14 protein-coding genes and 1 pseudogene are annotated in these 16,942 nt (G+C 59.5%); 6 read left to right on the top strand and 9 right to left on the bottom strand.

Annotated features, from left to right (window positions below; translation table 11 throughout):
* Window positions 1–69 precede the first annotated feature (69 nt).
* The gene (locus FHT76_RS17890) at window positions 70–1,641 is read right to left on the bottom strand and encodes an ABC transporter substrate-binding protein (RefSeq protein ID WP_183861801.1); all 1,572 of its coding nucleotides are present in this window, start codon (window positions 1,639–1,641) and stop codon (window positions 70–72) included.
* A gap of 159 nt (window positions 1,642–1,800) precedes the next feature.
* On the opposite strand from FHT76_RS17890, the gene FHT76_RS17885 reads away from it, so the two are divergent.
* From FHT76_RS17885 to FHT76_RS17870, 4 genes are all read left to right on the top strand, one after another.
* Complete coding sequence (locus FHT76_RS17885; RefSeq protein ID WP_183861803.1) at window positions 1,801–3,165, top strand: amidohydrolase family protein; 1,365 nt, start codon at window positions 1,801–1,803, stop codon at window positions 3,163–3,165.
* A gap of 48 nt (window positions 3,166–3,213) precedes the next feature.
* Window positions 3,214–4,410 (top strand): amidohydrolase, encoded by a 1,197-nt coding sequence (locus tag FHT76_RS17880; protein WP_183861805.1) that lies wholly within the window; start codon window positions 3,214–3,216, stop codon window positions 4,408–4,410.
* On the top strand, window positions 4,400–5,872 hold the full coding sequence (locus tag FHT76_RS17875) for an amidohydrolase family protein (protein WP_183861807.1): 1,473 nt from the start codon (window positions 4,400–4,402) through the stop codon (window positions 5,870–5,872). Before FHT76_RS17880 ends, FHT76_RS17875 begins: the two co-directional genes overlap by 11 nt.
* Before the next feature lie 146 nt (window positions 5,873–6,018).
* Window positions 6,019–6,735 (top strand): GntR family transcriptional regulator, encoded by a 717-nt coding sequence (locus tag FHT76_RS17870; RefSeq protein WP_183755450.1) that lies wholly within the window; start codon window positions 6,019–6,021, stop codon window positions 6,733–6,735.
* A gap of 73 nt (window positions 6,736–6,808) precedes the next feature.
* Here the strand turns inward: FHT76_RS17870 and FHT76_RS17865 are convergent, their stop codons facing one another.
* The 6 genes and pseudogenes from FHT76_RS17865 to FHT76_RS17840 all read right to left on the bottom strand — a co-directional run bounded on the left by FHT76_RS17865 (window position 6,809) and on the right by FHT76_RS17840 (window position 12,625).
* Complete coding sequence (locus tag FHT76_RS17865; RefSeq protein ID WP_259185753.1) at window positions 6,809–7,693, bottom strand: DUF2971 domain-containing protein; 885 nt, start codon at window positions 7,691–7,693, stop codon at window positions 6,809–6,811.
* Between the two features lie 136 nt (window positions 7,694–7,829).
* Window positions 7,830–8,876, bottom strand: a complete 1,047-nt coding sequence (locus tag FHT76_RS17860; protein ID WP_183755448.1) for an AI-2E family transporter — start codon at window positions 8,874–8,876, stop codon at window positions 7,830–7,832.
* A gap of 14 nt (window positions 8,877–8,890) precedes the next feature.
* Window positions 8,891–9,966, bottom strand: a pseudogene (locus FHT76_RS17855) (amidohydrolase family protein).
* Between the two features lie 566 nt (window positions 9,967–10,532).
* Window positions 10,533–11,012 (bottom strand): BON domain-containing protein, encoded by a 480-nt coding sequence (locus FHT76_RS17850; protein WP_183861811.1) that lies wholly within the window; start codon window positions 11,010–11,012, stop codon window positions 10,533–10,535.
* Window positions 11,013–11,075: 63 nt separating this feature from the next.
* The gene (locus tag FHT76_RS17845; RefSeq protein WP_246712590.1) at window positions 11,076–11,879 is read right to left on the bottom strand and encodes an anti-sigma factor; all 804 of its coding nucleotides are present in this window, start codon (window positions 11,877–11,879) and stop codon (window positions 11,076–11,078) included.
* A complete protein-coding gene (locus tag FHT76_RS17840; protein ID WP_405049270.1) occupies window positions 11,876–12,625 on the bottom strand; it encodes a sigma-70 family RNA polymerase sigma factor in 750 nt (249 codons plus the stop codon). Before FHT76_RS17840 ends, FHT76_RS17845 begins: the two co-directional genes overlap by 4 nt.
* Window positions 12,626–12,926: 301 nt before the next feature.
* Between FHT76_RS17840 and FHT76_RS17835 the strand changes: the two genes are divergently transcribed.
* Entirely contained in the window at window positions 12,927–13,901 is a 975-nt protein-coding gene (locus tag FHT76_RS17835; RefSeq protein WP_183861813.1) for an MBL fold metallo-hydrolase, read from the top strand.
* A gap of 19 nt (window positions 13,902–13,920) precedes the next feature.
* Entirely contained in the window at window positions 13,921–14,373 is a 453-nt protein-coding gene (locus FHT76_RS17830; protein WP_183861815.1) for a tetratricopeptide repeat protein, read from the top strand.
* A 92-nt stretch (window positions 14,374–14,465) separates the two neighbouring features.
* Here FHT76_RS17830 and FHT76_RS17825 read toward each other — a convergent pair whose 3' ends face one another.
* Together FHT76_RS17825 and FHT76_RS17820 are read right to left on the bottom strand one after the other, a co-directional pair.
* Window positions 14,466–15,401 carry a DUF2950 domain-containing protein gene (locus FHT76_RS17825; protein ID WP_183861817.1) on the bottom strand — a complete coding sequence of 312 codons (936 nt, stop codon included), beginning with the start codon at window positions 15,399–15,401 and terminating at the stop codon, window positions 14,466–14,468.
* Between the two features lie 34 nt (window positions 15,402–15,435).
* Window positions 15,436–16,902 carry a DUF3300 domain-containing protein gene (locus FHT76_RS17820; RefSeq protein ID WP_183862021.1) on the bottom strand — a complete coding sequence of 489 codons (1,467 nt, stop codon included), beginning with the start codon at window positions 16,900–16,902 and terminating at the stop codon, window positions 15,436–15,438.
* Between the last annotated feature and the right edge of the window lie 40 nt (window positions 16,903–16,942).

Genomic DNA, 16,942 nt, shown 5'->3' with positions numbered 1-16,942 from the left:
GGCTTATCACCCAATTCAACGCGTGATCCCGAGGTCCTTGCGTCACTCGGGATCACGGAAGCGGCTGGTTTACTTCAGCTGTGCGAACCAGGGGCGCACGTACTCATCAGCGAACTGCGGAATCTCCACCTTGTCGCTCATCGCCCAGGCAACCGGCTGCTGGTGCAGCGGCAGGTAAAACGCCTGGTCATGGGCGATCTGGAAGGCGGTCTTCAGCATACCGACGCGCTTGCCTTCATCGAGCTCGACAGACGCTGACTTGGTCAGGGCATCGATCTTTGCGTCGGAAAGGCCGTTCGGGTTGCTGCCGCCGTAGTTGCCGTCGTTGGTCGCCAGGAGCGCCTGCAGGACGCTATAGCCGTCCATCGGAGGCAGGGAGGCCCAGCCGAGCATGTAGACGTCGAGATCGCCCTTATCCATACGCGGAAAATACGTTGTCTTGCTTTCGACAGCGACATCCGCCTGCACGCCGACCTTGGCCCACATGGACGCGATCGCCAGGCAGATCTGCTCGTCGGCGATGTAGCGGTCGTTCGGGCAGGCCAGGCCAACCTTGAAGCCGTCAGGATATCCCGCTTCCGCGAGCAGAGCCTTCGCTTTCTTGGCATCATAGGGCAAGGGCACGTCGATCGACTGATCGTAACCGGTGACTTCGGGGGCGACGAGCATGCCGGAGACGCGTGACTTGCCACGCATCAATCGCTTCTGGATCGCATTGACGTCGACCGCGTGCCAGAGGGCCTGTCGGACCTTCACGTCGAGCAGCGGATTGGGCTTGCCGGGTGCGGCATGCAGTTCCGGCCGGAAATTGAAGCCAAGGAAGATCTCGCGAAGCGACGGGTTCTCGACGACCTTCAGACCCGGGGTGCTACCGATCCGGTCGATGTCCTGCAAAGGAACCGGCGCGATCATGTCAAGTTCGCCGGAAAGCAGAGCGGCCACGCGGGTTGCGTCCGACGCGATGGGGCGGAACTCGACGCCGGTCAGGTTATGCTGCGGCTTGTCCCACCAGTTTTCGTTGACGGCAAAGACGGAACGAGAATCAGGCTCGTAGGTCACCAGCTTGAAGGCGCCGGTGCCGTTGGCATGGTTGCTGGCATAGGTCGTGACGCCAGTGGAGGCATTGCCGGGCTTCAGCGCCTGATGTTCTTCCATCCACGGCTTGCTCATGATGTAGATTGCCGCAAGATCGTTAAGCAGAAGCGGATATGGGCCGCGCAGGATCAGGTCGACCGTGTAGTCATCGACTTTCTCGACGCCGACGACGGCGGAGAGGTTCTCGCGGTTGCGCGCGCCGGGATCAATCTGGCGCTGGATCGTCGCAACGACATCGTCAGCATTGAAGGGCTGCCCTTCGTGGAACTTCACGCCCTGGCGAAGGTGGAAGCGCCAGCGTGTTGGCTCGACGACTTCCCATGACGTTGCGAGCGCGGGCTCGAGCACGAGATCCTTGTTACGGCGCACCAGCGGATCGAACACCATGTGGTGCACGCTCTGCGTGAAGCTGTCGACCTGTGCGTTCGGATCATACGAGATGACATCGCCGGCCGACGACCAACGCAGGGTCTTTGCAAGCGACGGCGTCGCCAATGGCACCAGGATTACCAACCCTGCCAGGAGGGTCTTCAGATAGTCTTTCACATCAGTCTCCCATTTTTGGTATACATATTTGTCATCTTATTGGATACGATTGTTCCCGAGCATTAAAGTACATATGATGTGCACAATATCAAGCGCAATATTCGATTTTGCTTGATTGTGTACAAAATGCTCGCAAATATTCTTGAGGGAGGAGCCGCAATGGCGAAGGTTTTGCTGATCGAGAACGGTGTCGTCATCACCATGAACCCGGAACGGCGTGTCCTGGAAAAGGCACATCTGCTGATCGAAGACGGACGAATCTCGGCCATATCGGACGGCGCGATTGCCGCGCCCGCAGACGCTGAACGCATGGACGCCACGGGCATGGTGGTCATGCCAGGCCTCATCGACACGCATGCGCATGCCGGCCACACCTTGACCAAAGGGCTGGGCGATGGCTCTGAACAATGGATGGATACGACCGGACGCGTCTACGCGCAGGCGACGGATACCGAATTCTGGGCCGCCGAGGCGGCGTTATCGGCCCTGGAGCGGATAAAATGCGGGACCACCACGGCCGCGCTCCTCTTCGGCGGCGGCCCGGATATCATGCGCACGGAGGCGCCCGAAGCCGCCCGTGCTCATCTTGCCACGATCCTCGACATGGGTGTGCGCGAGGTCCTCGCCATCGGGCCAAACCGACCGCAACGGCACGTCTATCGCACATACACCGGAGATGCGTTCGTTGAGACCCCGGTCTCTACCGAGGCGCAATTGGCCGTATGTGCGGAGCTAGCCGAGGAGTGGGCAAAACGCGACGATCGCATTCGGATTGCAATGTCCCTTCCCGTCTTCGATGCCAGCGAGTTGCAGAATCAAACTGTATACAATCTATCAAGACAGTTGCGAGATCTTGCACGCGAGAAGAGTACACTGCTCGTTCAAGACGGTCATCGCTCCGGCTCCATTGCTGCCAATGCAGCTGCGCTAGAGCTTTTCGATGAACGCTCGCTTCTTGCCCACTGCATCGACCTGACAGAGGAAGACATCGCCGTCTTGAAGCAGAGCGGCGCGAAGGTGGCCCACAATCCGAGCGCACTGATGTCTGTATCCGGTCGCTGCCCTGCCCCGGAGTTGATCGAGCAGGGGATCACCGTGTCGCTGGGTACGGATGCCGCCGCCCCCGACCGTTCGTTCGATATGTTCCGGAATATGTTTCAGGCTCATCGCTACCATGCACGGCACTTCCGGGACGACCGTGTCCTGCCACCGATGCAGCTGCTGGAAATGGCAACGATCGAGGGCGCGCGAGCACTATCGATGGAACACGAAATCGGTTCACTTGAGCCCGGCAAGCGCGCCGACATCATCCTCGTCAACATGCGTCAACCACACCTCTGGCCACCTGCGCATCCCGTGCAGAGGATCGCACGCTTCGCAAACGGCGCTGACGTGGACACAACGATCGTTGGTGGTCGCGTTCTGATGCGCTCACGCAAGCTCGTCGATCATGACGAGGACGCGATCCTCCATCGTGCAGGTAGGGCTTTCCGGACGATGATGGGACGAGCGCAGCTTGCCTGACGGCGAAGAGGCAATATCGGCAATGGCAGGCAGACCAGGGAGACGACCGTGACTGCAGACATTCTTATCCGCAACGTCAGCCCACTCGGTGGCGCACCGGCTGACCTCTATATCCGTGACGGTTGGCTTGCGCAGAACCCCGCGCAGAAGCCGGCAATTGAAATTGACGGGAGCGGCCACATCGCGCTGCCCGGTCTAGTCGAGGCGCACACCCACCTCGACAAGACGCTGATCGGCATGGACTGGTTCGAGAACAGCGTCGGCCCGACCCGCAACGACCGGATTCTGGTCGACCGGTGTGCCAAGCGGGAGCTCGGCATTGATGCACGCCGCCAGTCTGCACGCCAGATCATGCAGACTTTGGCGTTCGGGGTCATGCACATCCGCAGCCATGTCGACGTGGACACGGAAATCGGCATCGCCAACATCGAGGGCGTCATCGAAACCCGCGACAGGCTCAAGGACCTTGTCGATGTACAGATTGTCGCCTTCCCGCAAAGCGGCATGCTGGTTCGCGAGGGCACGCTTGCTCTGATGGAAGAGGCGCTGAAAGCCGGTGCCGACGTCGTCGGCGGGATCGATCCGGCAAGCATCGACCGCGATCCCGTGCGCCATCTCGACGCGATCTTTGCCCTTGCCGAACGCTATCAGAAGCCAGTCGACATTCATTTGCATGAACCGGGAGACCTGGGCGCCTTTTGCCTCGAACTGATTCTGGAGCGCACGCGCGCACTTTCCCTGCAGGGCCGGGTAATGGTGAGCCACGCCTATTGCCTCGGCATGCTCGACGGCCGGCGGCAGCGTTCGCTCATCGATGCGTTGGAAGCGGAGCGTATAGCGGTGATGACAGTCGGAAGCCCGTCGGCGCCGGCGTTGCCACTCCGCATCCTGCGCCAGTCCGGCGTTGTCATCGCCTCCGGCTCCGACGGTATCCAGGGCACCTGGGAGCCGTGGGGCAACGGCGACATGCTGGAGCGCGCCAAATATCTTGCACAACGCAACGGCATGACCAACGACGCGGACCTCAGGGACACGGCGAGCATCTGCACTTTCGGTGGCGCCGAAGGCATTGGATTAACGGATTACGGCCTCTCTGCGGGCTGCCGGGGTGACCTTGTGCTCGTTCGAGCCCGAACGCTCGCCGAAGCGGTCGCACTGACGCCGCAGAAGCGCACAGTCATCCGTCGCGGACGGGTCGTCGTACGTGACGGCGTGATGAGCGAGGAACTGCCGAATGTCAAATGACGCATGGAGGACCAAAGAGGCCGGCCCGACGCTTTTGAGTGCACGCTGGGTCGTCGGACATCAGAACGGCCGCCATGTCCTTTTCGAGAACGGCGAAGTCGTCTACGAGAGTGGCCGGATCGTCTTTGTCGGCCATCACTACAAAGGCCCGGTCGCGCGCCGCATCGACCACGGCATGGCCCTTATCGGTCCGGGTTTTATCGACCTGGACGCGCTTTCGGATCTCGACACCGGCGTGCTCGGCCTCGATCATCAGCCCGGCTGGAAGAAGGGACGCGTCTGGCCGCGCGATTATGTCGATGCGGGGCCAGTCGAGATGCTCGACCCCGAAGAGTTGGCGTTTCAGAAGCGGTATGCTTTCGCCCAACTGATCCGGAACGGCATCACCACCGCGCTTCCCATCGCCTCGCTCTTCTATCGCGAGTGGAACGAGACCCCGGAAGAATTCGCTTCCGCGGCCGAGGCGGCGGAATCCCTCGGACTTCGCGTCTATCTCGGGCCGGCCTTTCGGGCAGGTCATTCCGTCGTCGAACCCGATGGCAGTATCGTCGTCGAGATAGACGAACTTCGCGGCGTCGAAGGGCTCAAGACAGCAATCGAGTTCTGTGCCACGCACGAAAACCGCAGCGGCGGGCTCGTCCGCACGATGCTATCTCCCGACCGGATCGAGTTCTGGACAGCCGACCTCCTGAGGAGAACGGCAGAAGCAGCACGCGATCTTGATGTGCCGGTTCGCCTCCATTGCTGCCAGTCATCATTCGAGGTCGAGACAATCCGGCGTCGCTTCGGCATGACGAGTGCCGGCTGGCTCCAGCAGATCGGATTTCTCTCCGAACGAGCGCTGCTGCCGCATGGGACCCACGCCGATCGCAATGATCTCGACATCATCGCCGGAGCCGGCGCAACGCTGGTCCACTGTCCCCTGGTGATGGCAAGACATGGAGCCGCCCTCGATCATCTTTCCCGTCTCCGCGGGAGCGGCTTGCGGATCGGCATGGGCACCGATACCTGGCCACCCGACATGATCTTGAACATGCAGCTCGGCCTGATGCTCGGTCGTGTAATGGCAGGCGAAATCGACACTCCGAGGTCGGCCGACCTCTACGATGCAGCGACAATCGGCGGCGCCGACGCACTTCACCGCCCTGACCTTGGACGGCTGCAACCGGGAGCCGCGGCGGACATCGTCGTCGTTGACCTGTCGAACGATCGGCTCGGAGAGATCATCGACCCCATCGCCTGCCTCATGACGTCCGCATGCGGGCGCGACGTTCACTCCGTCATCATCAACGGGCGCACAGTGATGGCGGAAGGCCGAATCCCGGGCTTCGATTTCGAGGCGGCACATCAGCGTGCGCAGGCGCAATTTGAGCGCCTCGTGGCACGCTATCCCGAGAGAACCTGGCGTCATCCTGCGATCGACGAGATCTTTCCTCCCACGTATCAGAGGCTCACAGCATGAAAAACGTTGGGATCATCGGGATGGGCGAAGGCAATCCTGCCGTTCCACGCCTTTACGTGCTCAACGACGCAGTGGTAGCGTCGCCATTCTCTGGGTCTGCACACACTTTACGTCATTGCACGCTTGGATTTTAGATTAGGACGGTCATGGCCTCGACACTTCGCGATAAGAATCAGAAATCGGCGGTATCCAAGTCCGATGCCGTGTACCGCACCTTGAAGCGTGCGATCCTCGATCAGGCGCTTGCGGCCGGCACAAAGCTGCCAGAGGACTCGATCGGCGAGCGGCTCGGTGTAAGCCGCACCATCGTCAGGCAAGCGCTCGCCCGGCTGAACGGCGAAGGCCTGATCGAGTTGCGCCCCCACAAGGGCGCGTGCGTCGCGCAGCCCAGTCTCGAGGACGCTCGCCATATCTTTGCCGTCCGCCAGGCACTCGAAACGCTGGTTGTCGACACGTTGATCGGGACGTTGACCCCGCAGCAGATCCGACAGCTCGAAGCCCATGTGGATGCGGAGGACGCGGCACGCACCAACAACACGTCGGCGTCCATCCAGCTGGCGGGCGAATTTCACGTGCTGCTGGCCAAGCTGACGGAAAACGATGTGCTCCTGCGCTACGTCACCGAACTGGTTTCGCGCTCATCGCTGATCCTGTCGCTATACGGACGCCCGCATTCGCCTGACTGCGCGGTGTCTGAACATCGGGAACTGATCGCCGCCCTCGACAAGGGCGAGCGGGAACAGGCCTGCTCGCTGATGCGGCATCATATCGATGCCATCACCACTCGGGCGCTACTCAAGGGCAACTCGGAGAAGGATTTCCCCGATTTGCTTGCGGCGTATGCGAGGGAAGAGGGATTGTAAGGCAGGCAAGGCGCCAGTGCGGAAGGGTTCAAAAGCCGTCACCGCCCGCGATCATATCCAGAAGAAAGTGCGATTACAGCGAACGGTATGGAATCTCTGACGGCCTTGAAGCCTCAATGGTCAAGTGCTTGGTGGCGATCGAAGCCGCCTGGAGAATTCGCTCCTTCTGCAGGCTCGGGCCGGCAATCAAGGTGTCAATTCCGATGTTCGTTCGTCCGCGATCATCTTGCCCCAGATCGAGGTCGACCTCGAAGTACGGCACCAGCATCGTTGCCGTCCCGCGGACTTTCACGGATTCGTGGTCAACCGGCACAAACTTGGAAATAATGCGCCATTCACACTCCTCGCGAAACGAAGGATCCTTGAACGCACAGGCGAGTTGTTGGTAGCGGGTGACGATCTGGTTTGCCAACTCTTCGACCCGCTCATTGCCCAAGGCAGTGGTGGCATCGATCGCCGTTAAGGAGTGATCTATGAACTCCTTGGCGAGCGCAGCCTTCTGGCTCTGCTCATAGATGCATTTGATGAGGCGGAAGCCCGACCGCTCCGCAATCTTTTGCAGGTCGCGGACCAAAAATCCCAGACATACGCCTCCTCCAACACCATATCCCCTCCACTGGCTGAGCAGATCGTCGTCTTCCGCAAAGGATGCCGTGTAGACATATCCCTGCTTGAAGTAGTCAACGAGAGAGGCGACCCGAAGCAATACGGCCTGATGTCCAGCGGACGCGTCCTTTGCGCGGGTCTCGGCTTCCGTTTTCAGGTAGCCAAGGCCGTAGACGAACTCCTCTGAATCATTGAGGTAATGAATATTTGTCGCCCACATCATTTTCGAGCCGACAATACCGAGAAAGCCCTGAAGCGTTGTGTAGTGGAAGAGACGCGGCTGCAAAGTTGCTGTGGCCCTCCCGGTGGATTCCGGCAAAAGGGCAAGGTGACTTTCGATCAGGTTGGGCATAGGTCGAGCTCCGTTAAGGCATAACCACGCTACTCGTCTACAATACAGATAGGCATCCGCCTATCACCAGCGAACCCACCGGTTGATCTTCCAGAGACAATCAAGACACCTAAAGACAGGATCGCCAAATCTTGCCCTACGGCGGTCGCGGGTTACCGTCGCGGCCCGTTCCGAACAGCTCAACGACCCACCGACTTGAGGGATGGTGACGACAAAACGTCAGCAAGGCGATCGAGATCGGCACGCCAATGAACGCGCCGAATACTCCCCAGAGATAGCCCCAGGCGAATACTGAAAACAACACGATAACAGGAGAAAGCGACAGCGCACTGCCTGAGACGCGTGGCTCGATGTAGCTACCGACGGCGAACTGTATGAGATTCAGCCCGATGAAGACCGCCAATACCGACTGCCAACTGTCGAATTGGATGAGGGCAAACATCGTGGGAAACAACGTTGCCACGAGCGGACCAACAAACGGGATGTAGTTGAGCGCGAACGCTATGATACCCCATTCTTCGGCGAGGGGCAGACCGAGTGCGCGTGTGAAGATCCAGACAAGCAGACCAGTTGCGATGCTCATCACCGTCCTGATTGACATGTAGCGGCGAAGTTTCTGTGCTGTTTCCCGGCTCCCGTTCAGTAGGAGCTCTCTCGCCGACTGGCTTCGCATCGCGGCAATCCTGCGGGCAAAATCCTCGACCTCCATCATCCCAAGCACAACGTACGTCAGCGCGATGAGCCAGAAGCTCAAGGCGCTGTTGACGTGGCTGCTCACGGTCTGAACAGCGCGTAGAATGGAGGTCGTTGAAAAGCTGTCGACCGAGAGCACCGCAACGGCTATGCCCTTGTCCTCTAGCCAGGCACGGATTTCTTCATAGTGCTGCTGGAAGCGGGAGGCATCGGCAATGACCCACCGCCCCGCCTGCCCAAAGGACCAGGCCACAATCCACGCGAACACCACAAAGGCCAATACGACAACAAGCAGGCTCACAAGGAGCGCAACGTAGCGTGGAACGATCCGTTGCATCCTCTGCTGTACAGGCCAGAGAAGAGCAATCACCAAGAGGGCAAACGTCAGCGGAGCAAGGACAGTCCTTGCCATCGGCAGCATTGCAAGGACGAGAAGTACCGCAATCAGGACCCAGGTTGCGGAAACCGCCCTCTCGCCACTTTCCCGCATCGCTTCCTCGTAGCCTAGAGTGTGTTCTTGAATATCCGTCCGTCCTTGATGACGACACTCAGATTCTTTTGCGGATCTTCGATCATCTGCAGGTCATCAAGCGGATTGCCGTCCCAAACCAGGATATCGGCAAACGCCCCTTCTTCGATAACGCCGAGTTTGCCGCCATACGGCGTCCGCAGACTTGAAAGCGCCAGAAGGTCCGCATTACCGGACGTCGCCATGCGCAACGCCTCGGCATTGGTATACCAGTTGGCAAGATGGGTCAGCATGGTATTCTGGCGGGGCGTCAGTGCCGGAGAAAAGAGCACATCGGAACCCCAGGCGGTCCTGATGCCATGTTTCTTCGCAAACTCGTAGATCTTAGGGGTTCCGGCAAATAGCTGCTTGATACGCTCCGCACCCGGGCCAGTTTGTGAGGCCGCATCGTCCATGGTCAGGAAAGGCTGGGTGCTCAGCCAGACGTTCTTATCCACGAACATCCTTGCTGTGTCTTCATCCATCAGATGCGCATGCTCGACACACGCCGCTCCGCCGACGAGGGCACGCTGCACTGTCTTCGGTGCGTAAGCGTGAACGGTGACGTAAGTATTCCAGTCCCGCGCCACATCGACTGCCGCCCGAATTTCGTCCTCGCTGAAAGTGGTCATGTCTAGCGGACTGCGGGCGACGAAACGCCTCCCCCTCCGACGAGCTTGATCTGTGAGGCGCCCTGGAGAAGCTGTTCACGCACGCGTCGTTTCAGGTCGCCTACATCGTCGACGATAGCCGAGCTACCCATCATTTCACTGAGGCTGAGTTGACCATCTCGTGCAGGTATTTCGAATGGCTTGCGCAGGTCGGCGTGACCGCCGGACGTTGTAATCATCGCCCCTGAGGGGAAAATTCGAGGTCCCGGAATAGTGCCTTCATCGATTGCCTGCTTGAAGGTAAAGACGGGTCCGCCCAGGTCCCGCACGGTCGTGAAGCCTCGCATCAAGGTGCGCTCTGCTTCGGCTGTTGAAGACGCAAAAATGATGCCTGGATCCCCGACCATCAATGTTTGCAGCGGCACCGCGGCATATATCGTATGCCAGTGCGCATCGATCATACCTGGCATCAGAACGCGGTCACCGCATTCCATGATCGTTACATCAGAAGGCGGTGCACTGTTGGTTTTATCGATGGCAGAGATCTTGTTGCCTTCGACCAGCACCTGAACGCCCGTCTGCAGTGTATCCGACTTGCCATCGAACAGCCGCACCTGAGTAAGAAGTAGCCGGGACAGTGGCGCTGGCGTCTGTGCGCTACCCACGCCGGGAAGCATCCCGGCAACCGTGGCCGATCCGATCCCGGCCAGAAAGGTTCGTCGCGAATAGTCGCTGAGATAGCCAGATCGTCGCTGCAGAAGCGGATTTGCGCAGCCGCAACCGGCGTCATGAACAAGGTGTCGATACTTTCTGCCCAATCGGAACATTCGCATTCCTCCTAACCAGCGGCACCCCGACTATGGCTAGGAACCTAACATTGTATATGAGCGGACGCTACACGTGAGTGGCGCAGTCTGGTCTCGAAGATGCCCGCGATATCTTGCAGCCAACTGATGTACGCCTGGTGAAAGGCGTCCATTCGAGTGACTGACAAGGGCAAGCGATCACAAGCCCAACTGCCGTTGTGTCAATCGTCAGTGGGAATATGCGAGTCGACCCCGGTTGTTTCGATCTTGTTACGGACATGATGCACGCCATCGACCGCAAGCGCTGCGAGCTCGACTTTCCGGGCCATTCCGATTGTTTCGACCTCTCCTTCGAGGGTTACGACATGGCCATCTGCATGAACCTCAATGCCGCCGACATCAACGTCGGGGATGTTCTCTAGGTTTTCCGCCACTTTCGCTTCCAGCTCATCGCTGTCGTCGCGGTCGATGAGCCCGGGGCGTAGCGAGTCCCTGAAAGGATTCTCGTTGCCATCCTCATCGACGCCATCCACCCGGAAGCCGCTGCTGGGTTCTCGCCTAGAGGCTTCGCCATAGGCACCGTTTTCCGAATCGGCGCCCGTCTGTCCCTTGTCGGCATAAGGCCAGCCGTCGTCGATATTGCGCTCCTCAAAATCGCGATAATCTTCTTCACGCGACAGTTCTTTATCCTTCCCAGGCATGATGATCTCCGCCGGTTGCTTCTGGGAGAAACTCATCGGCCTGGAAATGGTTCAGGGATGGTGTCACTCCGTACCGACGTGCGTCGACGCCCTAAACAGTTTCTCGAACTCGGCGAGATCGCTGGACGCGACGTCGGAAATCGCCCAGAAGGCGAGACCGCCGTCCGACCACAGAGCCATGTTGTATCCATCAAGCACATCCGCGGCCTGCGTGGACGACACAGCCGGCCAGATGAAGAGGTTGATGACGTGCCCATGACGTCGGAAAACAAGGGCAGCGACGGCTCGACCGCCAATGTAGTCGACACGCCCCCCGACCAACGGGAAGCCGTCCTTTGAAAGATCGGTGACCGGTGGCGAAAAATCGATCTTGCCGTTGAACCAAGGCTTGACCGTGTGCTGGTCTGACGTCTGCACGTCGGTCAGATGATCGGCCATCATCGAGCGAACATGGCTTGCCAAAATCTGATCCTGCAAGAGCAAGGTCGGGGACGGTACGCTCGCAAAGATTATCAGACTTGCTGCAAGTGCGGCCAGCGATGGGACCAAACTCCATAACCGCAGGAAATCGAGAGCCTGACGCCAGCCCGACCGCCGTCCTAGCGGCAGACTGGATAACGCCCCATGCTCGAAGGACAGCATCGACATGACCTGCGAGTGCAATCCCTCCGGTGGTCGCCATTTGACGCCGTCCTGATCGATGATCTGTCTCACAGCCCGGACCCTTTCAATCTCCGCTTTGCAATCCGAGCAGGTGGCCAGATGTTCCTCGAACCGCGCCGCACGATCGGAATCAAGCTCGCCATCGGCAAAGCCGTGCAGCATGGTGCGCCATTCGCAGTCCTTCTGATCGGCTTCGTCGCTCATCTGACTACCCCGGCTTTATTGCATTCGTCCCATGCCTCGCCAAATTCGCGCCGCGCTCTAGCAATCCGAGACATGACGGTCCCAACGGGCGCATCGATAACGTCGGCGATCTGCCGGTAGGACAGATCTTCCAGTTCGCGCAGAACAAGGACTTCCCGCATTGCCTCAGGGAGGCCGTTGATGACATCACGCACGCGCTGCTGCTCGCTACGACGGATCGTCGCCGTTTCCGGCGTGTCCTCCTCCGAGGCGATCTCGTTCTCTCCGATGTCGTCGGCGTCCGCGCCGCCGCCATCGCTTAGCTGCCGCTCGAACCGCGCTTTGCGCCGATCCTGCTGGCGCCAAGCGTGACAGCAGTTCCTGACGATGGCAAAGAGCCAGGAACGCGGGTCGCCGCCGCGATATCCGCCGAAGCTGCGGTAAGCGCGCAGGAACGCCTCCTGAACGATATCCTGTGCTGCATCCGCGTCGCGGCTTAGAAAGCGAGCGAAATTGTAGGCCGCGTCAAGATGGGGAAGGATCGTCTGCTGGAAGCGCTGCATGAGTTCGTGCTGCGCACTCGCTTCGGCGTTGGATGCGTCCTGCTCTGCACCCACCCTTGCCGGAGCCATCAGGTGAAAGAGCTGCATTGCAGCTTTATGAAGCACCGCAAATGGTGACAATCGCGTCTGAGACCGCCGAAGGGCCAACCATCCCAACACGTCGTCTGATTCCGATGAATAGGCGGTCTGGGCGTCGGTCATCATTTTCCAGCCTCAGCAGCAAGGGATTCTAAGCGCGACACCCACATCCACGCAATGCGGCCATCTGCCATCAAGACCTTCCGCCGCACGCGTTTATTCCACCGCTGCACCGATTTTATTTGCCCGTGGAAGGACATCAGCCGCGGGCGGCAGAAACTTCTCAACATTTCCAGACACTTGAGAAACCACAGTCCAGTACCGGGAATAAGCACCGAGGAGAGCCGATCTAGTTCGTTAGCGATGGGCAGCACTTTGCCTGCGGCCTTCGCTACCCGAAATGCCATCAACAAGAGGAGGCATGCTCATGCTCACCATGTCACGTCGCGCTGTCCTGGGATCGGCAGCCGCCGCTGCGGCCTTCGGCCTCTCGTCGAAGCTCGAATTCGTACTGCCGGCACTCGCCGCAACGCCGCTGGAGCCAACAGTCGGCTTTTACAAATACAAGGTCGGCGATGTTGAGGTCACGGCGATCTATGACGGTATCTGGAAAAAACCGCACGATCCGAAGTTCATCAAGAATGCCTCGATCGACGATACCAAACAGGCGCTCTCAAACGCGGGGCTTACCACCGAATTCATGCCGATTCCGTTGACCGTCGTCGTCCTGAAGCTCGGTAATCATCTGGTCATGATGGATGCCGGCTCCGGCGTCGGCCAATGGCAAAGCAACGCCACGCACCTGCCGGCAAACATGGCTGCCGCCGGCATCGATTACAAGAAGATCGATACGATCATGCTCTCACATTTCCACCCCGATCACGTCTGGGGCCTGATGGAAAAGGAAACCAATTCGCCAGTCTTCCCGAACGCCGAGATCGTGGTCAATGCTGTGGAATACAACTGGTGGACAGAGCCTGGTCGGGTCGAAAAACTCGCCGAAGGCCGCAAGCCGGCAGGCAAGCGTATCGCCGATGTCTTTCCCAAATGGAAAAATTGGAAACTCGTTGACGACGGAGCGGAGGTTGCGCCCGGCGTCCGGCTTCTCGCGGCGCCGGGTCACACGCCAGGCCATTCCACTTACCTTGTTGCCTCCGGCGACAAGCAACTGCTCGTTTCCGCCGACATAATGTACGTGCCGGCGCTGCTCGCTCCCCATCCCGAATGGCAGGGCAGCTACGATCAGGACGGGCCGATGGCAATCGATACGCGCCGTCGCCTCATCGACCGCATCATCGCCGACGACATCGCCATTTGCGGATCGCACTTCCCCTTCCCTGGCTCAGGCACCTTCGTCAAGGACGGAAGCGCCTACGGCTTTACTCCGACAATCCATGCCTAAAGGCTCAAAGGAGACTAACATGAAACGCATGCTCTCAGGCTTCGCCCACTTCTGCGCTGCAGCCGTCTACCTTACGACATTCCCGGCCTTTGCTGTCGACAACATCGAATCCACGACGGCTCCTGACCTGACCTCGGTACGTGCCAAGATTGAAGCCAGGAACTATGCTGGCGCCCTCGCCGAGCTTCGCGACCTCGCCGACAACAACCAGCAGGCCGATGTTTACAATCTGATGGGATTCACGCTTCGCAAGACTGGCGACTACAGGACATCGCTGACCTACTATACGAAGGCACTGGAGCTGCAGCCCGACCACAAGGCGGCACGCGAATATCTCGGCGAGCTCTATGTCGAAACAGGCGACCTACCCAAAGCCGAGGAGCAGGTGGCATTGTTGAAACAACTCTGCCCTGGCGGTTGCGAGGAGCTCGAAGACCTACAAAAGGCGATCAGTATGAAGAACGCTAACTGACCTATCAAACGAGCATGAGAGCGGGCGGACAAGCCGCCTGCTTTCAGGATTGCGAGGGGGGGACGGGCGCGTGCTCCGTAGTTCTGCGCGTTTCAGTCCCGCACGACCGTCCAGTTATCGTCGGGGTTGAACTCCTTGATCGCCGCGGCGCGCTGCTCGGTCTCCGGTCCGAGATCGCGCTGGTAGACGATGTTGGCACCGTTGACGATGAAGGTCTGAACCCCGGTCACACGATACGTGACTGGCCAGGCAATCAACGCAAAGCCGCCCGTCATGTTGCCGTTGACGATGTAGCTCTGCTTTCCGCCGATCACGTTGGGGCCCTGGGCGGTCAGGATGCGATAGCGGTAGCCGTAATAGCCTTCGCCACGCTTCGCCTTGCTGAAGGCGGCGGTTTCTATCAGCGGCCCGGCCGGGCTTTCTTCGTCAAAGGCACCGGGCTCCCAGTAGAGGCCGTCACGTTGTCCCGGAGTGCTGATCAGCTTCTGTGCGAATTCGAAGAGACCGTCCTCGTCCTCGTCGATCTGCGCGTAGGCGTACTGGGCATTCACATAGTCATGCATGGTCTGGATCGTCGAGAGTTCATTCTGGCCGACGCGCCGATTGACGATCTCCTGCAGGCCGACTTCCGTATCGAATGCCCATTTGCCGTCCTTGTTCTTCGACAGAGGAAATGGCAGCGGCCACAGGATGTCACCAATCAGAACAACTTTTCGATCGCCGAGGTCCTGCAATTTCAGTTGTCGTGCAGCACCCTCGCGGATCGTTGCGTAGCTTATCATCGCCTCGTTGCTGGCCTGCAACTTGGCCGCATCCAGCCCGAGAAGTTTAGCCAAGCCATCAACGTTATTGGCGCCCAACACGGTCTTGAGCTGTTCGAGCGCCGCTGCTGGGTCATCGAAAGCCGGCGGCGTGCCGGCCTCGAATTCCTGAAGATTCGTCTGACCCTGGGACATCGATGGGGCCGCCCAGGCCAGGGAGAGAGCCGTTCCGAGCAACAGCGGGATCAATTTCAACTGTAGTCTCATGGTTTATCTCCGGAAATCTGAATAGCTAGACACCCTATCGCCGACCGCCGCCGCCGCGACCGCCGCCCCCACGACCACCACCACCACGGCCGCCGCCGCCATGGGGAATCGGGCGCGAGCGTTGGGCAGAGGGACGTGGACCACCGCGCTGCCCGCCGCCCATGCTCTGTCCGCCTCGCTTGGAAGCCACCGCCTCACGCCGGCCGGATTGGACATTGCCGAGGGCGCTCGATTGGCGCGAACGGTTGTCGGGCCGCGCCGCCATCTTCGGCGCACTTGACCTGTTCTTGGCTGCCGGCCTTGACGGACGGTTGGCAGCGTTACCCGGCCGATTGGCCGCATTCCCCGGACGTGCATCCACACGATTGGCCACGTTGCCGGGGCGAGCATCGGGACGCGCCGCGCCTGGCCGGTTGGCGGCACGATCTCCCGCACCGGGTCGCTGCTTCAGGCCCTCCGCCGTGCTTTTGCGGATGTCGTCTGCGCGAGCGCTGACATTTCTGGTTCCCTGTCCACGATTTGCCTGCCGGTCGCTGACCTTGTTCTTTAGCTGGTTGCGGTTATCGGACTGCAGGCTGGATTTGATCGCCGAGCGGTCGATATTCGCAAGTTGATTTCTATCGATGTTCAGCTTGCTGCGATCGACCTTGGTCCAGTCGACGTCGTTCCAGTTGACCTTGCCGCTAAAATTCCGGTCGTTGAAGCAATTGTTGCAGTCGATATCGAGGTCGCCGCCCCAATTGCCGCCCCATACTCCCCAATCATCCCAGTTGACGATGGCCCCCCACGCAATGCCCGTAACGGCTGCAGCGAAGAACGCTGCGCCTGGATAGTAATAGTTGTCATACGAGTTCGGATAATAGGAGATCGGCTCGACCGCATAGCCCGGCTCGTAGAGCATTTCTGGCGGATATTGCGGAATATAGATTTTCTCCGGATTGGTCGGCCGAATGACGACGTTCTCGTTCTCTGTCACCACCGTGATCTTGTCGTCCGATTTGATGACATTTTTCGCCACCGCTTCGTCACGAAGCTGCTGGATGGCGATCAGCACATCCTTCTGCTGGTTGGTGATCGCATCCCCCAGCGATTGCGTCCAATCGAGGTCTTCGCTCATCATCTTGACGATATCAGGGTAGTTCAGAAGCGATATGACGCTTCCGTCCCAGTCGTCCTTCGGCTTGAGGTTGGTGTCCTTCTTCTTCGCCTCGAGGAAACGCTGCGCCTCGATAATCTCCAGCGGAAACAGCGAGGCAGCCGAGATCGCGGCTACCAGCTCATCCGGATAAAGCGCGATGCGAGCCACAAGCACTTCCATTTCGTCCTCGGAGAGGAGATCCGTCTCCGGCTCCGGCTGAGGCTGCGCGGGCGCGGTCGTCTCTGCCGCCGCAGGCTTCGGCGTGGGCGTCGCAGTCTGTGAATAGACCGGCGGCACCGCCTGCATCGAGATGATCGCCAGGGCAGAAAGCCCCGCAAGCAGCTTGAAGGATCTTGCTTTCATCACGCATTGACCTCCTTGCATGAAACCTTCGATTGAATGT

Source organism: Rhizobium sp. BK176 (assembly GCF_024808055.1).
Note: the sequence above shows the minus strand (reverse complement) of the source record. Positions and strands in the feature narration are given on the sequence as shown.

Excerpts from the sequence above, each read along its gene's own strand:
- FHT76_RS17885 (WP_183861803.1), top strand. The coding sequence starts at position 1,801 with ATGGCGAAGGTTTTGCTGATCGAGAACGGTGTCGTCATCACCATGAAC.
- FHT76_RS17875 (WP_183861807.1), top strand. The coding sequence starts at position 4,400 with ATGTCAAATGACGCATGGAGGACCAAAGAGGCCGGCCCGACGCTTTTG.
- FHT76_RS17870 (WP_183755450.1), top strand. The coding sequence starts at position 6,019 with ATGGCCTCGACACTTCGCGATAAGAATCAGAAATCGGCGGTATCCAAG.
- FHT76_RS17865 (WP_259185753.1), bottom strand. The coding sequence starts at position 7,693 with ATGCCCAACCTGATCGAAAGTCACCTTGCCCTTTTGCCGGAATCCACC.
- FHT76_RS17860 (WP_183755448.1), bottom strand. The coding sequence starts at position 8,876 with ATGCGGGAAAGTGGCGAGAGGGCGGTTTCCGCAACCTGGGTCCTGATT.
- FHT76_RS17850 (WP_183861811.1), bottom strand. The coding sequence starts at position 11,012 with ATGCCTGGGAAGGATAAAGAACTGTCGCGTGAAGAAGATTATCGCGAT.
- FHT76_RS17845 (WP_246712590.1), bottom strand. The coding sequence starts at position 11,879 with ATGAGCGACGAAGCCGATCAGAAGGACTGCGAATGGCGCACCATGCTG.
- FHT76_RS17840 (WP_405049270.1), bottom strand. The coding sequence starts at position 12,625 with ATGATGACCGACGCCCAGACCGCCTATTCATCGGAATCAGACGACGTG.
- FHT76_RS17835 (WP_183861813.1), top strand. The coding sequence starts at position 12,927 with ATGCTCACCATGTCACGTCGCGCTGTCCTGGGATCGGCAGCCGCCGCT.
- FHT76_RS17830 (WP_183861815.1), top strand. The coding sequence starts at position 13,921 with ATGAAACGCATGCTCTCAGGCTTCGCCCACTTCTGCGCTGCAGCCGTC.
- FHT76_RS17825 (WP_183861817.1), bottom strand. The coding sequence starts at position 15,401 with ATGAGACTACAGTTGAAATTGATCCCGCTGTTGCTCGGAACGGCTCTC.
- FHT76_RS17820 (WP_183862021.1), bottom strand. The coding sequence starts at position 16,902 with ATGAAAGCAAGATCCTTCAAGCTGCTTGCGGGGCTTTCTGCCCTGGCG.